The sequence below is a fragment of the Streptococcus fryi genome (assembly GCF_053206505.1).
In genome coordinates this window covers 64,233-85,015 of sequence record NZ_JBRUGW010000002.1, presented here as the reverse complement: position 1 = coordinate 85,015, position 20,783 = coordinate 64,233, and the positions used below count along the sequence as shown (strand labels likewise).

Here is a 20,783-nt window from a genome sequence, read left to right as displayed (position 1 = left end):
CTTTAAACCTTATCTTCGACTGAAATAGCCTTAAGCTGTAATTTCAATCTATCCAATTCTTTCTGACTAGGTCTGCTGGCATCACCATACATCACTTCAAACGGCAACCACCATACTGGACCTTTTCCTTGATGACCGTAATGACCTAAATCACCCTCTTGCCTTGGAAACAAATGAAAATGAAGATGAGCCTCACCATTGCCTAAACTCTCAATATTCATTTTGCTTGCTTTAAAAGCTCTAGCCACAACCTCAGAAACATCCGCCATTTCGGAAAGATAACGGTCACGTTCATCCTTAGGCAAGTCATGCAATTCTGTCACGTGTTTCTTAGCTAAAAATAAACAATAACCTTTAAAATATTGATGGTCTCCCAATACAAGATAACCTGTCGGATATTCTTTGACAAAATAAGGATTTTGACCTTGCTTAATCGCTTCTATCCGTTCACAAATCAAACATACTGTCACTTCAAACCTCCTACACCTAAATCATCAAAATAGTAGTGTTCCAAAAACATCTCCTCTGAAACATGACGATTAAATTGGTAAAACCATCGATAAACTTCCACAAATGGTCTATCAAAACAAACCATATCATCAACTGCTTGAATACCAACAATATGAAACAATCGACTTTTCAGTAAGCACCCGTCTGCATTGATATAACTCTCCTCAATAAAAGGGCGTACATAAGCTGATACTTGTTCTGCTGAGATTAGGCTGTCACTATCTAAATCCGCTGAAAGATTTGGCACCAATAAAATGACTTCTTCGTAAGAAGAGTAGTTGTCATAACTAGGTTCAAATGTCTTTTGCAACAAACAGCGCACACTATAAACCTTACTTGCCATACCCCTCCATCGCCTCCTCAAGTTCAAGCAATGATATACCAAATAGTTCTAAACGTTTTAAGAGTTGCTTGCCGTTTGAATATCCGATGCGTAAATGCTCTCCCAGATACTCTCTTCTTTGACGACTGTCCACTGCCATGAGCAAGCCAAGTCTGACCAAGTCTTGTTGCTGAATATCGAATTGATTATCATCGTCATAATAACCTCGAACGGAGGACAAAGCCTTTTCCAAATCCTCAAAACTTGCATGTTCAATCCCAAGCGAACGTCCTTTTGTTTTTGACTTCGGCGTGGCCTCACCACGATTGAGAAAGGCATGTTTAACATCAGGAATGGCCTGCATGATGATTTTTCGAATACGCTCACCATTATAATCGGGGTCTGTAAAAACAATGACCCCGCGTAAACGATGCAAGGTTTCAATCCGTTCTAAATCCTCATCTGAAATCGCTGAACCTCTCGTTTCGTAAGTATCAACCTCGTAGAAACGTTTGAGATTAGCTGTATCATCACGCCCCTCAACAACGATGACTTCTTGAATGTTTACCTTCTCAGTCAATTTTGAATATCCTCTCTGCGTTAGCGTAAGTCGCCCTAGCCACTTCCTCGACAGATACACCTCTGAGTTCTGCAATTTTTTCAACCACATAGCGTGTGTAGGCTGTCTTGTTTTCACGACCTCGTTTTGGCACTGGCGCAAGATACGGAGCATCCGTCTCAACCAACAAATGTTCCAAAGGAATCTTAGTCGCTACATCGTGCAGTTCCGTTGCTTTTTTGAAGGTAACAACGCCAGACAGGGAAATCATCATGCCCAAGTCAATAAAGGCTTGTGCCATCTCCCAAGAACCTGAAAAAGAATGCATAATCCCCCTCGCAGCGCCTACACCAACTTCCTTTATGACCTCATAGGTATCTTCTAAGGCATCTCGCGTATGCACAACAAACGGTAAACCTAGCTCTTTAGACAAGGTGATTTGGCGTTTAAAAACTTCTTTTTGCACCTCTTTAGAAGCCGTCATCCAGTGGTAATCTAGACCAATCTCACCTAGAGCTAGAATCTTTGGATGTTTCAGTGCCTCAAGCAAGAAATTTTCCACAGCATCTGAATAGCTACCAGCTTCTGTCGGATGCCAACCAACTGTTGCATAAATGCCCTCATGAGCATCTGCTAATTGTAAGGCTTTTTCAATAGTTGGTTTATCAAAACCAACAACATTCATCTTGACCACGCCCATCTCACGAGCCAGTGCCAATTCTTCTTCTACTTTCCCATCAAACTGTTCCACATTCAAATGGGTATGGGTATCAAATATCTTTATCATACTACCATTCTAGCACATTTTAAACCAAGACAAAAGCCTGACGGCATCTCTCAACGGCACAAAAAAACCGATAGACTCGAGTTTCTACCGGTTTGATGATTATCAATTATGCTGACAATACTTTACGTCCTTTACGACGACGAGCAGCAAGCACGCGACGTCCGTTTTTAGTTGACATACGGTGACGGAATCCGTGTTTACGTTGACGACGGATTTTACTTGGTTGATAAGTACGTTTCACAGTGAATACCTCCTCATAGATTTTCGTATTCGTTTAGCCGGCTATTTGTGATATCAGTTACTAAACATACTAGACTATTCTATCTTAATTCATAATACTTGTCAAGAGCTACTTACCTGTAAATTACCTTATTAGTCAAAATACTGGTTAAAAAAGGGTAATATAATCATTATTTTGTCACATTTCCATCTTTCAAAACCGCATTGATATGCTTGACGCGCTTTGAATTAAGATAATAGGCCACTACCCAAATCAGAAGATAGATCAAAATAAATTGCCCTAAGAATACCATGACAAAATCTCTTTGACTCGTATCAAACCAGCCATTCATCAGTCCCATAGCGACAACTAGGCCTAAAATAACGATTAGGTGACTAATGCTTTGCCTGAGTAACGACCAGCTATCAATCCTGTAAATCAAGCTCGCTAAGCCCATCATACCAGAACCTAACATAACAATCAGTATTTGACTGAACCCTTGAGCATGTACCTGACTTAACCAAAGTAGGCTTACATAGACCATCATACCCAATCCAACTCCTGACACCCACGCGTCCCAATAAGTTTTCATCATCTTTCTCCTATCTAATCCCTAATCGTTTTTCCAAATCCCTTAGAAAACGTCTGCTCACACTCGTTTTGATATTACCTGTTAAAAAAGCCATCATATTTCCAGAAAAACTATTCTCCAAGTAATCTAAATGAGCAATATTAATAAGACAATATTTAGACACTTGAACAATATCTGGATGTGCTAACTGTTCCTTTAAGCGATAAAGTCTCCCTTGTGTCCTTACCAATCCCTTAACAGTGGTTATCACCAAGTCATTCCCATCAACTTCCACGGCTATCAAGTCCTTAACTTTTAACAACTGAACACGGTCTTGTGTTTTAACAGCAATAACCTCTTTCTGACCACTCTGAAGCTGTTCCAAAATGTCTATCACCGTCTCAACTTCTGTGTCTAACTGATCTTTTCGTATTAGAATAGTCATTTCCTGGCTAGCCTCATCTTCTTCAAAACGCCACTTCATCAGCTACCTCCCTTCTCCTATCTACAACTGCTATCATAGCAAAAAAAGTGTCCCTTGAGACACTTTTCACATTATGCGGTTAATAATTCTAGCTAAGCGGTCAACTTTAGTAATCACCACGCGCTGTGACAACAACATAGCGATTAGGATCGTCCCCTTCAGAATAACTTTCCACACCATCAATTTTGGTAATAGTCTTATGAACAACCTTACGCTCACTGTTGCTCATTGGGTCCATAGCATAGTCACGACCTGTCTCCAAGACACGTTGCGCAATCTTTTTACTAAATTCGATGAGAATTTCTGTACGATGTTCGACATAATCATGAACGTTAAGCGATACAGAGAAATTCTTAGAATAACGATCATGCAAATAGTTTTGCGCCAATAATTGTAAGGATTTCAACACCTTACCATGATAACCAATCACACGACCAGCTTCCGGCGTTTCAATCTGAATATTAATGTGACGACGATTATGACTAATCGCTAATGTCGCCTCTAAGTCCATTTCGTAGATAATTTTTTCAACATAGGAAGCTACATCTTCAGAAGCTTTCATAATGTCCTTACTTGTCCCCTCCTCATCAAGAGAAGGTGAAACAGAATCACTAAGGTCTTTATTATCAGGTGTTGAAACAGTTGAAACTGTATCTTCTGTAAGCTCCTCGTTAATAAGGTTTGATTGATTTACCTTAGAGTCATGCAAAGCATCTAAAACATTGCCTTGATCAGTTTCTGCTAAGATAGATTCTGGGGCTTTTTTGTTATCAAGCAACTGCTCTTTGACTTCCGGTGCAGCTGTTTGACCTTCTTGTTCTACTTGCTTGATAGCTGCAACAACTTTACCCAATTCAACAGTATCTTCAAGAGTTGATGTCACTGGCTCGTTTTGTTTGTTGATGACGTCAGGAACACCTTTGACTGCTTGACGATTCGCCTTATGAATCGTCGGCTCATCAATCACCTCAACGTCAACTTGCGCAGGTTTTCTAAAGAAACCTAAGAAACCTTTTGTCTCTTTTGAGATAACTTTGATATGTGCCTTAATACGTGGAATATTTAATTCTTTCAAACCTGTTTGAATTGCCTCTTCAACAGTTTTTCCTGTGAACAAAACCATAATCATTCTCCTTTTTTATCGATCCTATTCCTACCATGACAAGATAGGTCATTTGCTAAGTGTCAAAACCTATCTTTTCTTTAGAGCCTTCTTCTTAGCACGGCGGATTTTAGCTTCTTTTTCCTTTTCCAATGCTTCAAGACGTTCTCTTTCCGCAATAATCTTGTACGGGTTATTAAAAACTAAGAGTTGCACAACTTGAAAGGCATTAGAGACTGTCCAATATAGGGCAACACCGCTCGCCATGCTTAAACCGAAAACAAAGATCATCGCTGGCATTGCAAACATCATCGTCGTCATCATGCTATTTTTTTCTTTAAGCGCCTTATTTGACAACCACATGGATAGGAAAGTAAATCCTGCAGCTAAGATCGGCAAAATGAAATAGGGATCAGGATTGGCGATATCAAACCATAAAAAATGCCCTGACTTCAAAAAATCTACTCTCGTTAACGCTTGGAAAAGCGCCCACAAGACCGGTAACTGGACAAAAATCGGAATGAGGTTCATCAATGGATTGACGCCATGTTCTTTGTAAAGCGCTTGAATCTCTTCATTCATCGCAATGCGACTATCCATATCTTTATCCGGATACCTAGCCTGAATCATCTTAATCTCTGGCTGAATGTTCTGCATCTTTTGCGTTGATTTCGTCTGTAAATTGTAAATCGGAATCATTAAGACACGGATAAGGATGGTAAATAAAATAATCCCAATGGCAACAACACCATTCAAACTCAATGCCTTAATCATATTGGCAAAGAAATAAACAAACTGATTCCATAATCCTGTAGAATCACCGTTGATGGCTTCTCTACCACATGCCGTTAAAAAGACAAGTCCCATGAGGACTAACACTAATAGTTGACGTTTACGCTTCACTTTCTGAACCTTCCTGATAAATATTTCCTAATTTTAATACATGAATGAGATTGGTTTTGATGTCTTGATAATCCAATGTTTCAACACCTTTACGAGCAATGACTACAAAATCACAAGCGACCAAATCATCACCTAACGCCATCAGACAATGACGAATTTTTCGCTTAATAGCATTTCTAGTGACAGCGTTTCCAAGTTTTTTACTGACAGAGAGACCTACCCTATAATGAGGTTGCACCTTCTCAAGACTATATACGACAAATCTCCGATTGGCTACGCTCGTCCCTTTTTCGAAAATCGCCTGAAAATCCTTGTCTCTCTTGACACGATAACTTTTCTTCAAAACGATACTCCACTAATCTAAATTACCTCTATTATATCAAAAAAACTCTCATCCTAAAAGCTTTATATAACATCTGATTAATATTATAGTCAAAAAGCAATCCTTGAAGTCAAAAATATAATAAAAAGAAGTTTAATCTTTAAAATGCTTTATTATGAATGACTTAACATTCCTAAAACAACCATAAAAAGCGAACAAAACAGAATTCTGAATACCAGAAAACTAGTTTTATTCGCTTTTTATATTTGACATTATATTTTCTATAAACCTCTGTTGAGTAGCGTTTAGTTAAGAGAAATCAATTCTTTTTGTGTTCCCCAAAAACCGGTTTGTACCTGTAATTGTAAATTAGGATCATTTGCAGTTTCTTCTGTTAGATCAAATACCACTTTACCAGTTACACTTCCTTCAGGATTTAATTCAGTTAAAAAGAACTTGGCGTCAACATTAGCATAAATACCAGCCGATGTATCTGCTTCATATTGAACATCTCCTTTTAACAATTTAAAGAAATCATCCGTTACAGTTATTGCTTTTTTATCATTATTAGTAACAGTAATATCTAAAATCAAATAGACACCGTTAGCTGTTTTTCCAAAATCACCACCCACATTGGTTGCTAATTCTTTACTATTAACTATATAAGAAACATCTCCAACAGTCACAAGTTCACCGATATGGTATGTTTTTGTTTCAACTACTTCCTCAACTATTTCTTTAGCTGCCTCTTTAGCTTCTTCTTTTACAGTTTCCGTTACAACATCTGCTGATTGTCTTGATTCTTTTATTTCAGGCTGAGATATGGTAGATTGTTCTGAAGTGCTACCTCCCTTTAAATAACCGATAATCATTAAAACAACAATACCTATAAACCACCATTTCTTATAAAATGGGGTCTTTTGCACATAAACTTTACCGTCCAGATCTTTAATCTTTTTAGCCATAACTATCTCCTCCATTTTTTCTAAAAACTATTATATATATATATATATATTGTCAAGTTGTTTTTTCAAAAAATTTAATGTTAAATGTTAAGCCTTAGCCTGTAATCATTACTCTAAATATAAGAATACCTACATTTTCAATAACCAAAAAGGCATATAATGATGTATCAAGACAACTATTACACGCCTCTTTATTATATTATTGTTCAAATGAAAAAGATTAAGATTCTAGTTTGGGCCAACTGCTTTGTTGACATTTATATTTGTCGCAACATATTATCAATATGTTGGATAGATTTGTCACGACCCAAGAGATAGATGGTATTTGGTAATTCTGGACCATGCATTTCTCCTGATACAGCGATACGGATTGGCATAAAGAGATTTTTCCCTTTAACCCCTGTCTCTTTTTGAATCGCTTTGATTTGTGGGAAAATGTTTTCTGGCAAGAACTCATCATCAGTCATCGCTTCTAGCTTTTCTTTCAAAGCCGTTAGGACTGTCGGTACTGTTTCACCTGACATCACTTCTTTTTCGGCTTCAGTCAACTCTGGGAAATCTGAGAAGAAAAGGTCTGTTAGTCCAACGATTTCATCTGCTGAAGTCATCTGTGGTTTATAAAGTTCAACCAGCTTTTCAGCCTTCTCAGTCAAACGACCAGCTTCAGACAAGAATGGTTTTGCTAGCTCAAAAACAGTTGCTAAATCTGCTGCTTTGATATACTCATTACTCATCCAATCCAATTTTTTCTGGTCAAATGCTGCTGGCGACTTGCTGAGACGATGCTCATCAAATAAGGCAATCAATTGTTCGCGAGAGAAAATTTCTTCCTCACCACCTGGGTTCCAACCAAGGAGAGCAATAAAGTTGAAAACTGCTTCTGGCAAGTAACCTTTACGACGGTAGTCCTCAATAAATTGAAGTGTGTTAGTATCACGTTTTGACAGCTTTTTACCTGTTGCCGAATTGATAATCAAGGTCATGTGGCCAAATTCTGGCGCGTCCCAACCAAGTGCCTCATAAACCATCAATTGTTTTGGGGTATTAGCGATATGGTCATCTCCACGGATAACGTGTGAAATCTCCATCAAGCGGTCATCAATAACAACGGCAAAATTGTAAGTTGGGTATCCATCACGTTTTTGAATAACCCAATCTCCACCAATATTCGCACCTTCAAAGACAATCTCACCCTTAACCATGTCATTCCACTTATAAATACCAGCTTCATTGACAGCTAAACGTACGGTTGGAACAATGCCTGCAGCCTCACGTTCTGCAATATAAGCGGCTTTTTCATCTTCAGACATGCCCAGATATTCATTGACATAACGAGGTGTTTCACCCGCAGCTTCCTGACGCTCACGCTCTGCAGCCAATTCTTCCTCAGTCACATAAGATTTGTATGCAAGACCTTTCTCAAGCAATTCATCAACGTATTTTTGGTAAATCTCTAAACGCTCAGACTGACGGTACTGCTCATGTGTCTCAGGGCTTTCATCCCAATCAATACCCAACCAACGTAGATTTTCTAACTGTGAACGCTCACCATCTTCAACGTGACGCTTACGGTCTGTATCTTCGATACGGATAATGAATGTTCCACCATGATGACGGGCATAAAGGTAGTTAAACAAAGCTGTACGAGCATTGCCAATATGTAATAGTCCTGTTGGACTTGGTGCATAACGCACACGAATAGGTTTCGTCATGATAATCTCCTACAAAAAAATTCAATCGTGATTATTATAGCACAAATTAGCAACATGAGCTAAAAATCAGACAAGAAAATCTGATAAAAGCACTAGAAAGAACTCCAAAAAGATTACGATTTAGAAGGCGTTGGCAAATAAGGTGCTAAGCTTGTCGCAAATTGTTGTAAATTCAATGTTTGTACATAAACATCGCCATGTCCACTAAATGTGTTAACAACACCTTCGCCTGTCCCTATGGATTGGAAAAAGCCATTTTCAAGATGGATGTCATAATCAAGTTCCTTACTCCAAGCGACAACATGAGCATTATCAATAGTGATGGTGTCACCATTTAACTGCAGTTTTTTTATCGAGCCAAAGGCATTCGCCAAAAGAGTTCCGGCACCATCTGTTGTCATGACGAAAAAGCCACCTTGCCCACCAAACAGAGCTCTACCAAAGCTTTGTCGCTCCATTGTATAACTAGCTGATCCATCCAGAGCCAAGAAGGCTCCGTCATTCAAACGGTATTGCTTGTCTCCCAACTCTAAGGCTATAACCTGACCAGGTGTTGAAGGAGCTAAGGCGAGACGACCATTGTTATCTTGGGAAATGACTTCTGTGATAAACATTGACTCACCAGAAACCATAGAACGCCCAAAGCACCGATTAACTTCCCTAAGCCTGTACCACGACCATTTAGACGCGTGCTAAGTGTCACACTCGGACTATGGTAAATCATAGATCCAGATTGAATATAAACCGCCTCTCCCTTCTCCAAAGCAATCTCAACCATAGGAAATTGCATACTATGATCAATATGATAAGCCATACGATGATCTGCCATAATAGTTACCTCTTTTTGTTTTATTTAGTTAATACAAAGATACTAAAAACACCACCAAAAGTCAACTAAAACGAGGTAAAAAGAAGCCGAGACTTGCTCAGCTTCCTAATCATTTATTAAACTAAATCATGGATAATTACACCTTGCACTACACGGTTAACAGTGCCTGTTGGCGATGGTGTGTCTGGGAGGTTTTTATGCTTCACAGCCGTAAAGAGTGAGTAAGCCTGTGCAAAGATAAGGTATGGGAATCCTAACAAGGCATCTGGTAATTGAGTCGCTCCTTCACCCAAGACAAATTGAGGAGCTTCTGTGCCCTCTAAAGTTGTCGCTGACAAGACTGTAATGTTTGTCACGATTTGGTCCCCGTAAACTTCATTTAACAAGTCAAGGTCATACTGCTTAGTGTAAGCATCATTTGAACTAAAGAGGAAGACTTGTGTTTTGTCATTGATGAGTGATTTTGGCCCGTGTCTGAAGCCCATCGGTGTTTCATACATCGTCACCACTTTGCCTGCTGTTAATTCTAACAATTTCAACTGTGACTCATGAGCTAGACCATAGAAACCACCTGCTCCAAGATAGATAACACGCTCTACATCTAGGTCAACTAAAGCTTGCACCTCATCTTCACGGTCCAAGACCTCTTGACCAAGACGTGCGATTGTGTTAACCCATGCTTCTTTTTCAGCTTCATCTGCTGTTGAGAAGACAAGCAAAGCTGTCAACATCATACAACTAAAACTTCCTGTCATGGCAAAACCTTTATCATTTGACAAGGCTGGTTGCATCAAAAGAAGATTATCAGCATCACCTTCAGCAGCAAGTGCCAACTTACCTTCTGGTGCACATGTAATGGTCACTTGATAAAGTGTATCCACAAGTTGTTTAGCGATTTCAACTGTTGCCAAACTCTCTGGCGAATTGCCACTACGAGCAAATGATACTAAAATCGTTGGCACATCACGTTGGAAATAATCATGTGGACGACCAACCAATTCAACGGTTGCTACTGCGTCAAACTGGATTTTCTTCTGGTCATTGACAGCATTGAGGTATTTAAAGATACTTTCACCAACAAAATCTGATGAACCTGCACCTGCAAAAATCACACGAACAAAGTCATGCTTAGACTGAATGTTAGCTAAAAACGTTTTGATATCGTCACGTCTAGCAACATATAAGCCCCAAGCCTCTTGCCAAAGTTGAGGTTGCTGCTTGATTTCACGTGTTGTAATGTCTGCACCTAGTGCGACTAATTTCTCGACTGCTAGTTTAAACATAGGGTCTCCTTTTTTCTTGCTTTGATAGACTGCTAATGATTTTGCAATCTGGTTATAACAAGTTTATTATAGTGTTAATATATATTGTTGTCAAGTCTTTACCGTATATTTTGTTAAAAATTTAGCAGATTCTATATACTCATAAATATAACAATCAACTAACTTACCCTATCAGCAATTTAATCAATAATATCATCAACTGTTGTGTTAAAAATCTTTTTCATCTCCTTTAATGTTTGAATACTTGGTTCATTGATACCGTATTCCCATTTATGCACCGTTTGCTGAGAAACAAACAGCAGATCAGCTAGTTGCTTCTGTGTTAGATTCATAGCTTCTCGATATCTCTTAATATTAGAACCATATGTTCCTCCTCTTATGGCAATTAGCTCATCATCAAATAGTAACATATATGTCAAATACTCACCTCACACCAATAAAGACAAGATATTATGACAAATATGAATGCTGATACAATCCGATAAGGAATCGGTCTTTTTATAATAAGAACCTAGCAAAATACCTGTCGGTAGGTAGGCTAAAACACTAATGGTTTGTGTATGTGCAAAAGCAAATAACAAGACAGAGCATATCAGAGCTAGGCGTGGTGATTTGATAATTTTAAATATACAAGCTCTATAGATAACTTCCTCAAACACTCCAGCACCAACTGTAATACTCCAATAGAAAAACAACCGTGGTAAAGAATGATACAAATAAGCAATGTTTTCTTGATTAGTATTGATATGATGTGGAAAATAAGTCCAAAGAAAAACAGCAACTAGCTTATTGACCATCAAGAGTAATAGTGATAGCGTAACTAAGAAAGCAACATGTTTGATACGACATAGGTTTCTATAATCATTTAACAAGCCAAATCTTTTAGCCAGATATAAAACGATTGCCACAGCTATAAAACCACTAACATAAAGCAAGCTCTCTAGCACAGGACGATAATACATCATAGCGTTAGGAGATAGCCAGTAAACAATTATAGAACGATAAGCAAATATCAAAAGAGATAGTTGTGACAACAAATAGCTGACGATTATCAAAAAAATAAAACGATAGGACATTTCATACCTTCTCCCATAAAAACAGTAAAGGACATTGCTCAACAAAGTAGCAATGTCCGATGACCATTACAATCCTAACATCGGCAATCCTGGAACAGTCCAAGGTTGGTGGATAGGCCACATACCATAATAACCCGATGGCGGTACATTACTTAAAGCATACCAAATTTTTGGATAATTTTTCCAATTGCCACCTCCACTAATACAACTCAGCTCTGAATTAGATAAAATCTGAGCGTTAGTAATTTTCATTGTACAAACTCATTCTTATTTTTCATCAAAATCTTAAATCCGCTAGCTCCAACAGTCAAACACCATTTCAGTATTTTGAAAGGCAGAACACTTTTCATGATAGAGAAGTAACCACTAGGACAAGCTCACCTAACCACTAAATCAATCAAGGCATAGAAAATATTGAGCCAGTTCTCCCAAAAAGACCAGAGTTTGTTATCCTTACTATGTCGCATCGTAAACCGTACTCCCTAATAGTTTCATATGGAACCACCAAAGCATATCTCTAGGCGGTTGTAATCTTATTTCATTCCTGCTAGACTCTGTGCTAACATCATCAAAAAACTGCCCTTGCCTCTTGAATGATGATAGTCATTTGCCGTCTTTCCAGCTAAGGCAACAATTTGCTTTGGAGCCTTAAAGTGATGAACCGCTAAGTAAAGAGATAATTTATGATTCAGATAAGCACTCACTACTTTGTCCGAATCTCCTGAAGATAAGGCAGTGATGGCATGGTTCAATATCTCTTGAAGTTCTTTATCTGCTTGAACCTCAGAAAGAGCTAAATAAGTCTTTAAATCATCTAATAACATCCTTCTAACCTCATTTCTATCTTTTTCCTCAATTATATACTTAGGTATTCTGAAATGCAAGCGTTTCAAAAACAAAAAGAGGCAGAGCTAATCATACCTCTCTGATCATATTAACAGCGACCTACTCTAGCCTGCAAAAACTTTCTTTAGAACCTCACCAACCGTTGAGACACCGATAACCGTGATATTTGGTGGTAGCGTTAATCCCGTCAGAGAATTTTTAGGGGCGTAGACTTTTGTGAAGCCAAGTTTACTAGCTTCGTTAATCCGTTGTTCGATACGATTGACGCGTCTGATCTCACCTGTCAAGCCAATTTCGCCAATGAAACAGTCCTGTGGATTAGTCGGCTTGTCCTTGTAGGAAGACGCGATAGCCACTGCCACTGCCAAATCAATGGCTGGCTCATCTAACTTGACACCACCTGCTGACTTGAGGTAGGCGTCTTGATTTTGCAGCAACAAGCCACAACGCTTTTCCAAAACAGCCATAATCAAACTAGCTCTATTAAAATCAAGCCCTGTGGTTGTGCGTTTGGCATTACCAAAAACCGTCGGCGTCACAAGGGCTTGAACCTCTGCCAAGATAGGACGTGTCCCCTCCATCGTGACCACGATAGCAGACCCTGTCGCCCCGTCCAAGCGCTCCTCTAAAAAGACTTGACTGGGATTGAGGACTTCGACTAGACCTTGTGACTGCATTTCAAAGATACCAATTTCATTGGTTGAGCCAAAACGGTTTTTCACAGCGCGTAAGATACGGAAGGTGTGCTGACGTTCTCCCTCAAAATACAACACTGTATCCACCATATGCTCTAGCATACGTGGTCCAGCCAGCGTTCCTTCTTTGGTCACGTGACCAACGATAAAGGTTGCGATATTGTTTGTCTTAGCAATCTGCAATAATTCTGCAGTCACTTCTCTCACCTGACTAACAGAGCCTTGCACACTTGAAATCTCTGGACTCATCACAGTCTGGATAGAATCAATGATTAAAAAATCAGGTCTTAGCGCTTCAATTTCTGACCGGATGCTCTGCATATTGGTTTCTGCATACAGGTAAAACTCGTTATCAATATCACCCAGACGCTCACTGCGTAATTTGATTTGCTCTGCAGATTCTTCCCCTGACACATACAAGACAGTGCCCTTATGAGCTAGTTGGGTCGAAATTTGTAAAAGCAAGGTTGACTTACCAATCCCTGGGTCACCACCGATTAGAACCAGACTTCCTGGAACAACACCTCCTCCAAGCACACGATTGAACTCCTCCATCTCTGTCTTGGTACGAGCCACCTGACTTGAAGTGACCTCATTCAACTTGATAGGTTTGGTTTTCTCACCCGTCAGAGAAACACGCGCATTTTTGACTTCTGCTACCTCAACTTCTTCCACAAAGGATGACCATTCTGAACAGTTGGGACAACGGCCTAAGTATTTGGGTGAGTTGTAGCCACATTCCTGACAGACAAATGTTGATTTCTTCTTAGCCATGCCTATGCCCCTGTACTACCAAAACCACCTGTGCGTTGACCTGTGGCTTCATCACCATCTGCGATTAAAAATGGTGCAAAGACAGCTTGAACAATTCGCTCACCTGCTTCAACAGTCACTGGAGCATCTGTGATGTTTTTCATCTGGGCAAAGATATGTCCTTCATTGGCTGCATTCCCATAATAATCGCCATCAATCACACCAACCGAGTTAATCAAGACCAAACCTTTTTTTCTTGGATTAGACGACCTATCATAGAGATATAGCACCTCTGTCGGTTGCATATAGGCCTTGACGCCAGTTGGCACTAATGTTATCTCACCCGCCTCAATGACCACTGTCTCTGCTGCTTTCAAATCATAACCCGCTGCATGTGCAGTCTCACGCTTTGGCAACAAACCCTTATCAGTGTATGACGTCACCAACTCAAAACCTCTTATCTTCATCCAAATCTCCTTTACATCGCTAATCAATCTACCTATTATACCATATTCGCAAAAGCAACCCAAAACCTAAGGTCATCGCTTGATATAAGTCAACTCCGAAATACCGTTATACTGTTTGGTGTCAACCAATTGCAATAGGATTTCGGATATAGGCATGTCAAAAAGTCTGATACCATCACCTAATAAAGTCGGTATAATAGCGATTTGATAGACATCAATCAGGTTTTCAGACATGAGTTGTCCTATGATATTTGCCCCACCACAAATCCAAATCCCTTTACCATCTCCTCTGCTTAATCGTTTCACCAAATCAACAGGATGTTCAGCTGTAAAGGTTATACCTTGCTTATTTGATATGTTCTTATGAGTGATGACATACGTCTCAAACGCACTGTAAACCCATTTATCTGGAGAAAGGTCTGTAACAACTTTGTCATAGGTTTTCCACCCCATAATCACGGTATCAATAGATTGGGTAAAAAGACTGTAAGTATCTATGTCATCACTAGCATCGCCATGCCCAACCATCCAATCAACACCACCATATTTATCTGCTATATAGCCATCTAAACTCATTCCGATATACAATTTTACTTGTCTCATGTCAACATCCTTTCTATAAATCGGCAAACTCTTTCATCTTGCAACAAAAGAGCAGACTATTGTCCACTCCTTTTCCCACTTATTCAAAGACGAACTGATTATGGTACAATTCGGCATAAAAGCCATTTTGGCGCAAGAGCTCTTCGTGATTACCTTGCTCAAGAACTTGTCCGTCTTTTAAAACGATAATCTCATCAGCATTCAGAATGGTTTTAAGGCGATGGGCAATGACAAAGCTGGTACGACCTGCAATCACAGCCTCCATAGCGCGTTGAATCTTACTTTCTGTCACCGTGTCAACATTAGACGTTGCCTCGTCCAAAATCAATACCTGAGGGTCTGTCAACAGGGTTCTCGAAATGGAAATCAACTGTTTCTGACCAGTTGAGAAGATGTTTTCATCATCGGTCACATAAGTCTCATAACCATCTGGTAAACTCATAATGAAATCATGAATATGGGTCGCACGCGCTGCAGCTTCAACCATTTCCTGACTAGCATCATGTGCCCCAAAACGAATATTGTCTGCGATTGTCCCACTAAACAGAACAGATTCTTGGAGAACAATGCCTGTATTGCGGCGTAAACTATCCAAGTCATAATCACGAATATCACGACCATCAAAGCGAATAGCACCACTATCCACATCATAGAAACGATTGATTAAGTTCATAATCGTCGTCTTACCTGACCCTGTCGGACCAACAACGGCGATCATTTTACCTTTAGGTGCTGATATTGAAACCTTCTGCAAGACAGGTTTACCAGGCACATAGGCAAAATCAATGTTGTCAATCTCGACACCCTCTTTCAACTCGGTAAATAGCGGTGCATTCTCAGGACGGACTTCTTCAGGTTGGTCAAACATATCTTGAATACGACTAGCTCCTGTGAAAGCCAGTTGTAACTCTGCCCAGTTGGCTGCCACTTGCATAATCGGTTGGTAGTATTGTTGCGAATATTGCACAAAGGTCACCACCAAACCAAGCGCCGCAGCCGTTGTCAGACTATCGTCTTTCAAAACAAGAGATGAGCCAACAAAGATAACAATCGCTGTATTCAGCAAACTAAACCCATTCATGACCGGAAACAGCATGCCAGCAAAAAGGCGACCTTTAAACGTAGCCTGACGAACTGCCTCATTGTGCACTAGGAAGCCTTCAACTACTTCTGCTTGAACCCCTTGCACAATAATCGCTTTCTGTCCCGAAATCTTCTCATCCATATAGGCATTCAACTGACTAACCGCTTCTTGTTGCTTATTGGTGTAACGGCGCGACATGCGAATGACAAAGACTAGGAAAATCAGAGCAATAGGCGTGCTTGCCATGGTAACCAGTGCCAACTGCACATTTTGCTTTAACATCATCAAAACAAGCCCGATGTACAGTCCGACATTGGTCAACACCTGCGATAAACTCTGGTTAAAGGTGTTTTGAATATTATCAAGGTCACTGGTAAAGCGTGATAAAATATCACCATCCTTATGCGTATCAAAAAATTGAATGGTTAAGCGTTCCAATTTACCAAACAGGCCTTTACGCATGCGACTGGTCGAGTGACTCACAATACGCGTAAAGAGGAGACTATAAATCAAGCTAGCCACTGCTACAAAAATATAAGACCAGAAGAGCTTTGTCATGATACTGTAGAAAGGAGACATTGACGGCAACTCAACACTTGCCCCTGTCGCCTCACTAACAGCTTTTGCCTCAAAATAGGTCTGCACCCAAGTCCCCAATTCAGCTAAAGCCTGTCCCAAATACACAGGTGCCTTAACTTGAAGGTAGGTCGACACAATAATCGCTACAATAATCCCAAAGAATGCGACCTTATGTTTTCTAAAGTAAAACCAGAAAAAACGTGCTGTCTTCATCAATCTACCTCCTTACCTTTCTGAGTCTCATAAATTTCACGATAAACGGCATTGCTAGCGACTAACTCCTTATGAGCACCTTCACCAATCAAGCCCCCTTCATCAAGAACCAATATCTTATCTGCCTTAACAACAGATGAAATCTTTTGAGCGATAACAATCGTTGTCGTGCCTTTCAACTCCTTGTTCAATGCCTCCTGAACCAACTTTTCCGATTTGGCATCAAGGGCTGAAGTTGCATCATCAAGCACTAAAATCTTAGGCTTACCAATCACACCACGTGCAATACTCATCCGTTGTTTTTGCCCACCAGAGAAGTTATTGCCACGCTCCTCGACTTGACTGTCATAAGTGTTCTCTAAACGGTCGATAAACTCCTTAGCCTGAGCTATACTTGCCGCTTTTTCTAATGCCAACTGGTCTGCACTAGAGTAACCTTGACGTAAATTATCAGCAATTGTGCCACTGAAAAGAACAGCCTTTTGCAAAACAATAGATACTGTCTCTTTCATCGTTTCACGACTTAGGCTCTTGACGTCACGACCACCAATGCGCACCTCACCTTCTTGTGGGTCAAAAAGACGCGGAATTAACTGTGCAAGAGTTGATTTTCCAGCACCCGTAGCACCAACTACCCCAATCATTTGACCAGCTTTTGCCTCAAAGCTAATGTTTTTCAACACAGGTTCATCATCATTGGGATAAGTAAAGCTCACATTGTCAAAGACAAGGTCTGCCTCTAAGTCCTCTGCAGGTCCATCAACATAAGTCATCGCTGGCTCTGTGTTCAAAATCTCCTCAATCCGTCGAATCGAAATCATGGCACGACCCGCCTGCATCCCAACAAAACTCACCATAGTAATAGAAAACATCAACTGCATGAGATAAGTGATAAACGACGCCACACTACCAATCACTTCGGGTTGCGTTTCTAGCATGCCTGATACCATATAAACCGCCGCAAAAATCGTCATGTAGGACACAAAAATCAAGGACGGTTGCATGACTGAGAAGCCATAGCCGATAAAAAGATTTAAGTCTAACAATTCATCTGATACCGTCTTAAATTTATCATATTGCTCACGCTCTTGGACAAAAGATTTGACCACACGAGCGCCACGCAGATTTTCCTTAGCAATAGCATTCAATCGCTCCATCAAGCGTTGGAATTTCCCAAAACGTGGTCCCATAACCCCCATAATGGCCATCATGATAGCACCTATTAAGACGACCATTAAAACCACCAACCACCAATGACTTGGTAAGGTTTTTATTGCCATAATAAAAGCACCAAAAAACAAGAGGGGTAATCGTAACAAGAGTTGGAAAATCATCATGACTAAAGTCTGAATTTGATTGACATCATTTGTCATCCGAACAACAAGATTACCCGCACTAAAGGTCTCTACATTGGCATACGAAAAGGTCTGAATTTGACGAAAGGTCTTTTCACGAATATCAGCAGAAACACCCTGTGCAATCTTAGCAGCTAAGGCTGTATTGACAGCTCCAGCCACCATACCCAAGGCAGCTATCCCAATTAAAACCACTCCTATAGACATAATCTTATCTGAATCGTTAGCGATAACTGCTTGAAGAACATCTTTCAAAAACTGTGGTTGTAACAAAGCACTAGCAACCATGCAGGAAACCATTACAACCGATCCCAAAGCGTACCATTTGTATCGTAAAATCGCATGTTTAAACATCTTTACCTCCCTAAGACTTCCAATGAAAAAAGGGAGATAACCTCTCCACTTTTTAATAATGTTTCTAGTTTACCATAATATTCACACTAGAGATAAAAATTAGATTGCAAATCAGACGATTTAACCATTTCTGTACAATAATATTAAACACATATAAATACCTCATCAACAAACGTCAACACGTATTTTATGATATAATGGAATAAATATGGAGACGTTAGGAGAAAACATGACACGACAATCTATTGCTGTCCTTGGACCAGGTTCTTGGGGAACGGCACTGGCTCAAGTGCTAAACGATAATGGTCATGAGGTCAGACTATGGGGAAACATCCCAGAACAAATCGATGAAATCAATACCTATCATACTAATAGCCATTATTTTAAAGATGTGACCTTAGACGATACTATCATCGCCTATACTGATTTAGAAAAAGCTCTTGACAATGTAGATGCTATCTTATTTGTCGTACCAACCAAAGTGACTCGCATCGTTGCTCAACAAGTTGCTAAAACATTAAAACACAAGGTAACTGTGATGCATGCTTCAAAAGGACTCGAACCAGGAACACACAAACGTTTGTCTACTATCCTAGAAGAAGAAATTCCAGACATTTACAGAAGTGAAATTGTTGTCGTTTCAGGACCTAGTCACGCTGAAGAAACTATTGTCCGAGATATTACACTCATCACCGCTGCCAGCAAGGATCTAGAGGCTGCGAGGTATGTCCAAAAACTCTTTAGCAATCATTACTTCCGTCTATACACCGCAAATGATGTCATTGGTGTTGAAACGGCAGGAGCTTTAAAAAATATTATCGCTGTTGGAGCAGGCGCTATACATGGACTTGGCTTTGGAGACAACGCCAAAGCAGCCATCATTACACGTGGACTAGCAGAAATTACTAGACTAGGTGTTAAAATGGGAGCTGATCCACTGACTTACTCAGGGTTATCAGGGGTTGGCGACTTGATTGTCACAGGAACATCTGTCCATTCACGTAACTGGAGAGCCGGTCACGCCCTTGGTCGTGGTGAACAATTAGCAGATATTGAAGCTAATATGGGCATGGTAATTGAAGGCATCTCAACTACAAAAGTTGCCCATGAACTAGCCTTGGAATTAGGTGTTTATATGCCTATCACAAGTGCCATCTACCGTGTCATTTACGAGAAAGCCAATATCAAGGATAGCATTTTAGAGTTAATGTCTAATGAGTTCAAAGCCGAAAATGAATGGTCATAAATGAAAAGGAGAGTCTAAAAATGAAAAAAGTCAAAAAAGCTGTTATTCCAGCAGCGGGTTTAGGAACACGCTTCTTACCTGCTACCAAAGCATTGGCTAAAGAAATGTTACCTATAGTAGATAAGCCAACCATTCAATTTATCGTCGAAGAAGCCTTAAAATCTGGCATTGAAGATATTTTGGTGGTTACTGGAAAATCGAAACGTTCTATCGAGGACCACTTTGATTCAAACTTTGAGTTAGAGCATAATTTAAAAGAAAAAGGGAAAAACGATTTATTAAAGTTAGTTGATGAAACCACGGGTATTCGACTACATTTTATTCGTCAAAGCCATCCACGCGGACTCGGCGACGCCGTCCTCCAAGCTAAAGCTTTTGTCGGTAACGAACCGTTTGTCGTTATGCTCGGTGATGACCTCATGGATATCACAGACGAGGCTGCAATTCCTCTCACCAAACAACTCATCGAGGATTTCGAAGCCACGCATGCGTCAACTATTGCTGTTATGGAAGTCCCTCAAAACGAGGTGTCAGCTTATGGTGTCATCGACCCTCAAGGCGAAGGCGTTAACGGCTTGTATAGCGTTAATACCTTTGTTGAAAAACCTTCACCAGAAGAAGCACCGAGTAATCTTGCTATCATCGGTCGCTATCTACTCACTCCTGAAATATTTGGTATCTTGGAAACCCAAAAACCAGGTGCTGGAAATGAAGTACAATTAACAGATGCTATTGACACACTTAATAAAACACAGCGTGTTTTTGCCCGTAATTTCACAGGCAAACGCTATGATGTTGGTGATAAATTTGGTTTCATGAAAACATCTATCGACTATGCCTTGAAACATCCACAAGTAAAAGATGATTTAAAACAATACCTCATCAATCTTGGAAAAAAACTGGACAAAAAGCAGTAACATGCTAATGTAACTAACACACATAA

General features: G+C 39.9%; 24 protein-coding genes and 1 pseudogene. 2 read left to right on the top strand and 23 right to left on the bottom strand.

What is annotated here, in order from left to right; translation table 11 throughout:
- Positions 1-2: 2 nt before the first annotated feature.
- The 23 genes and pseudogenes from ACVRZH_RS01320 to ACVRZH_RS01210 all read right to left on the bottom strand — a co-directional run bounded on the left by ACVRZH_RS01320 (position 3) and on the right by ACVRZH_RS01210 (position 18,594).
- Entirely contained in the window at positions 3-470 is a 468-nt protein-coding gene (locus ACVRZH_RS01320) for an HIT family protein (protein ID WP_447453517.1), read from the bottom strand.
- Complete coding sequence (locus tag ACVRZH_RS01315; RefSeq protein ID WP_447453516.1) at positions 467-853, bottom strand: hypothetical protein; 387 nt, start codon at positions 851-853, stop codon at positions 467-469. Before ACVRZH_RS01315 ends, ACVRZH_RS01320 begins: the two co-directional genes overlap by 4 nt.
- The gene (gene rnmV / locus ACVRZH_RS01310; protein ID WP_447453515.1) at positions 843-1,412 is read right to left on the bottom strand and encodes a ribonuclease M5; all 570 of its coding nucleotides are present in this window, start codon (positions 1,410-1,412) and stop codon (positions 843-845) included. Before rnmV ends, ACVRZH_RS01315 begins: the two co-directional genes overlap by 11 nt.
- A complete protein-coding gene (locus tag ACVRZH_RS01305; RefSeq protein WP_447453514.1) occupies positions 1,405-2,178 on the bottom strand; it encodes a TatD family hydrolase in 774 nt (257 codons plus the stop codon). The genes rnmV and ACVRZH_RS01305 overlap by 8 nt, the downstream gene beginning before the upstream one ends.
- Before the next feature lie 106 nt (positions 2,179-2,284).
- Positions 2,285-2,419, bottom strand: coding sequence for a 50S ribosomal protein L34 (gene rpmH, locus ACVRZH_RS01300; RefSeq protein ID WP_002885866.1), 135 nt, complete (start codon positions 2,417-2,419; stop codon positions 2,285-2,287).
- A gap of 169 nt (positions 2,420-2,588) precedes the next feature.
- Entirely contained in the window at positions 2,589-2,990 is a 402-nt protein-coding gene (locus tag ACVRZH_RS01295) for a DUF3021 domain-containing protein (RefSeq protein WP_447453513.1), read from the bottom strand.
- Positions 2,991-3,000: 10 nt separating this feature from the next.
- Complete coding sequence (locus ACVRZH_RS01290) at positions 3,001-3,453, bottom strand: LytTR family DNA-binding domain-containing protein (protein ID WP_447453512.1); 453 nt, start codon at positions 3,451-3,453, stop codon at positions 3,001-3,003.
- 106 nt (positions 3,454-3,559) lie between these two features.
- Positions 3,560-4,576 carry an RNA-binding cell elongation regulator Jag/EloR gene (gene jag, locus ACVRZH_RS01285; protein ID WP_447453511.1) on the bottom strand — a complete coding sequence of 339 codons (1,017 nt, stop codon included), beginning with the start codon at positions 4,574-4,576 and terminating at the stop codon, positions 3,560-3,562.
- A gap of 69 nt (positions 4,577-4,645) precedes the next feature.
- Positions 4,646-5,458 (bottom strand): YidC/Oxa1 family membrane protein insertase, encoded by an 813-nt coding sequence (locus tag ACVRZH_RS01280; protein WP_447453510.1) that lies wholly within the window; start codon positions 5,456-5,458, stop codon positions 4,646-4,648.
- A complete protein-coding gene (gene rnpA / locus ACVRZH_RS01275; RefSeq protein WP_447453509.1) occupies positions 5,448-5,801 on the bottom strand; it encodes a ribonuclease P protein component in 354 nt (117 codons plus the stop codon). The genes ACVRZH_RS01280 and rnpA overlap by 11 nt, the downstream gene beginning before the upstream one ends.
- A gap of 284 nt (positions 5,802-6,085) precedes the next feature.
- Complete coding sequence (locus ACVRZH_RS01270; protein ID WP_447453508.1) at positions 6,086-6,745, bottom strand: DUF4352 domain-containing protein; 660 nt, start codon at positions 6,743-6,745, stop codon at positions 6,086-6,088.
- 257 nt (positions 6,746-7,002) lie between these two features.
- Positions 7,003-8,457 (bottom strand): glutamate--tRNA ligase, encoded by a 1,455-nt coding sequence (gene gltX / locus ACVRZH_RS01265; protein ID WP_447453507.1) that lies wholly within the window; start codon positions 8,455-8,457, stop codon positions 7,003-7,005.
- 113 nt (positions 8,458-8,570) lie between these two features.
- A pseudogene (locus ACVRZH_RS01260) lies at positions 8,571-9,286 on the bottom strand (TIGR00266 family protein).
- 116 nt (positions 9,287-9,402) lie between these two features.
- Positions 9,403-10,569, bottom strand: coding sequence for an SIS domain-containing protein (locus tag ACVRZH_RS01255; RefSeq protein ID WP_447453506.1), 1,167 nt, complete (start codon positions 10,567-10,569; stop codon positions 9,403-9,405).
- A 179-nt stretch (positions 10,570-10,748) separates the two neighbouring features.
- Entirely contained in the window at positions 10,749-10,979 is a 231-nt protein-coding gene (gene relB, locus ACVRZH_RS01250) for a type II toxin-antitoxin system RelB family anti-toxin (protein ID WP_447453505.1), read from the bottom strand.
- Positions 10,980-10,997: 18 nt separating this feature from the next.
- A complete protein-coding gene (locus ACVRZH_RS01245) occupies positions 10,998-11,645 on the bottom strand; it encodes a CPBP family intramembrane glutamic endopeptidase (protein ID WP_447453504.1) in 648 nt (215 codons plus the stop codon).
- 66 nt (positions 11,646-11,711) lie between these two features.
- Entirely contained in the window at positions 11,712-11,897 is a 186-nt protein-coding gene (locus ACVRZH_RS01240) for a hypothetical protein (protein ID WP_447453503.1), read from the bottom strand.
- Between the two features lie 281 nt (positions 11,898-12,178).
- On the bottom strand, positions 12,179-12,469 hold the full coding sequence (locus ACVRZH_RS01235) for a bacteriocin immunity protein (protein ID WP_447453502.1): 291 nt from the start codon (positions 12,467-12,469) through the stop codon (positions 12,179-12,181).
- A 126-nt stretch (positions 12,470-12,595) separates the two neighbouring features.
- Entirely contained in the window at positions 12,596-13,960 is a 1,365-nt protein-coding gene (gene radA / locus ACVRZH_RS01230) for a DNA repair protein RadA (protein ID WP_447453501.1), read from the bottom strand.
- Positions 13,961-13,962: 2 nt separating this feature from the next.
- On the bottom strand, positions 13,963-14,406 hold the full coding sequence (locus ACVRZH_RS01225; RefSeq protein WP_447453500.1) for a dUTP diphosphatase: 444 nt from the start codon (positions 14,404-14,406) through the stop codon (positions 13,963-13,965).
- Between the two features lie 72 nt (positions 14,407-14,478).
- Positions 14,479-15,009, bottom strand: a complete 531-nt coding sequence (locus tag ACVRZH_RS01220; RefSeq protein WP_447453499.1) for a dihydrofolate reductase family protein — start codon at positions 15,007-15,009, stop codon at positions 14,479-14,481.
- A 79-nt stretch (positions 15,010-15,088) separates the two neighbouring features.
- Complete coding sequence (locus ACVRZH_RS01215; protein WP_447453498.1) at positions 15,089-16,885, bottom strand: ABC transporter ATP-binding protein; 1,797 nt, start codon at positions 16,883-16,885, stop codon at positions 15,089-15,091.
- Entirely contained in the window at positions 16,885-18,594 is a 1,710-nt protein-coding gene (locus tag ACVRZH_RS01210) for an ABC transporter ATP-binding protein (protein WP_447453497.1), read from the bottom strand. Before ACVRZH_RS01210 ends, ACVRZH_RS01215 begins: the two co-directional genes overlap by 1 nt.
- Positions 18,595-18,823: 229 nt before the next feature.
- Between ACVRZH_RS01210 and ACVRZH_RS01205 the strand changes: the two genes are divergently transcribed.
- Both ACVRZH_RS01205 and galU read left to right on the top strand, forming a co-directional pair.
- Positions 18,824-19,840 carry an NAD(P)H-dependent glycerol-3-phosphate dehydrogenase gene (locus tag ACVRZH_RS01205; RefSeq protein ID WP_447453496.1) on the top strand — a complete coding sequence of 339 codons (1,017 nt, stop codon included), beginning with the start codon at positions 18,824-18,826 and terminating at the stop codon, positions 19,838-19,840.
- Positions 19,841-19,860: 20 nt separating this feature from the next.
- A complete protein-coding gene (galU, locus tag ACVRZH_RS01200) occupies positions 19,861-20,757 on the top strand; it encodes a UTP--glucose-1-phosphate uridylyltransferase GalU (RefSeq protein WP_447453495.1) in 897 nt (298 codons plus the stop codon).
- The last annotated feature ends 26 nt before the right edge of the window (positions 20,758-20,783 follow it).

Bases quoted from the DNA above. Each gene is read 5' to 3' on its own strand.
- ACVRZH_RS01270 (WP_447453508.1), bottom strand. From the start codon at position 6,745: ATGGCTAAAAAGATTAAAGATCTGGACGGTAAAGTTTATGTGCAAAAG.
- jag (WP_447453511.1), bottom strand. From the start codon at position 4,576: ATGGTTTTGTTCACAGGAAAAACTGTTGAAGAGGCAATTCAAACAGGT.
- gltX (WP_447453507.1), bottom strand. From the start codon at position 8,457: ATGACGAAACCTATTCGTGTGCGTTATGCACCAAGTCCAACAGGACTA.
- relB (WP_447453505.1), bottom strand. From the start codon at position 10,979: ATGTTACTATTTGATGATGAGCTAATTGCCATAAGAGGAGGAACATAT.
- ACVRZH_RS01220 (WP_447453499.1), bottom strand. From the start codon at position 15,009: ATGAGACAAGTAAAATTGTATATCGGAATGAGTTTAGATGGCTATATA.
- ACVRZH_RS01255 (WP_447453506.1), bottom strand. From the start codon at position 10,569: ATGTTTAAACTAGCAGTCGAGAAATTAGTCGCACTAGGTGCAGACATT.
- ACVRZH_RS01315 (WP_447453516.1), bottom strand. From the start codon at position 853: ATGGCAAGTAAGGTTTATAGTGTGCGCTGTTTGTTGCAAAAGACATTT.
- ACVRZH_RS01225 (WP_447453500.1), bottom strand. From the start codon at position 14,406: ATGAAGATAAGAGGTTTTGAGTTGGTGACGTCATACACTGATAAGGGT.
- ACVRZH_RS01295 (WP_447453513.1), bottom strand. From the start codon at position 2,990: ATGAAAACTTATTGGGACGCGTGGGTGTCAGGAGTTGGATTGGGTATG.
- ACVRZH_RS01205 (WP_447453496.1), top strand. From the start codon at position 18,824: ATGACACGACAATCTATTGCTGTCCTTGGACCAGGTTCTTGGGGAACG.
- ACVRZH_RS01245 (WP_447453504.1), bottom strand. From the start codon at position 11,645: ATGTCCTATCGTTTTATTTTTTTGATAATCGTCAGCTATTTGTTGTCA.
- ACVRZH_RS01235 (WP_447453502.1), bottom strand. From the start codon at position 12,469: ATGTTATTAGATGATTTAAAGACTTATTTAGCTCTTTCTGAGGTTCAA.
- ACVRZH_RS01210 (WP_447453497.1), bottom strand. From the start codon at position 18,594: ATGTTTAAACATGCGATTTTACGATACAAATGGTACGCTTTGGGATCG.
- galU (WP_447453495.1), top strand. From the start codon at position 19,861: ATGAAAAAAGTCAAAAAAGCTGTTATTCCAGCAGCGGGTTTAGGAACA.
- ACVRZH_RS01240 (WP_447453503.1), bottom strand. From the start codon at position 11,897: ATGAAAATTACTAACGCTCAGATTTTATCTAATTCAGAGCTGAGTTGT.
- radA (WP_447453501.1), bottom strand. From the start codon at position 13,960: ATGGCTAAGAAGAAATCAACATTTGTCTGTCAGGAATGTGGCTACAAC.
- ACVRZH_RS01305 (WP_447453514.1), bottom strand. From the start codon at position 2,178: ATGATAAAGATATTTGATACCCATACCCATTTGAATGTGGAACAGTTT.
- ACVRZH_RS01290 (WP_447453512.1), bottom strand. From the start codon at position 3,453: ATGAAGTGGCGTTTTGAAGAAGATGAGGCTAGCCAGGAAATGACTATT.
- ACVRZH_RS01215 (WP_447453498.1), bottom strand. From the start codon at position 16,885: ATGAAGACAGCACGTTTTTTCTGGTTTTACTTTAGAAAACATAAGGTC.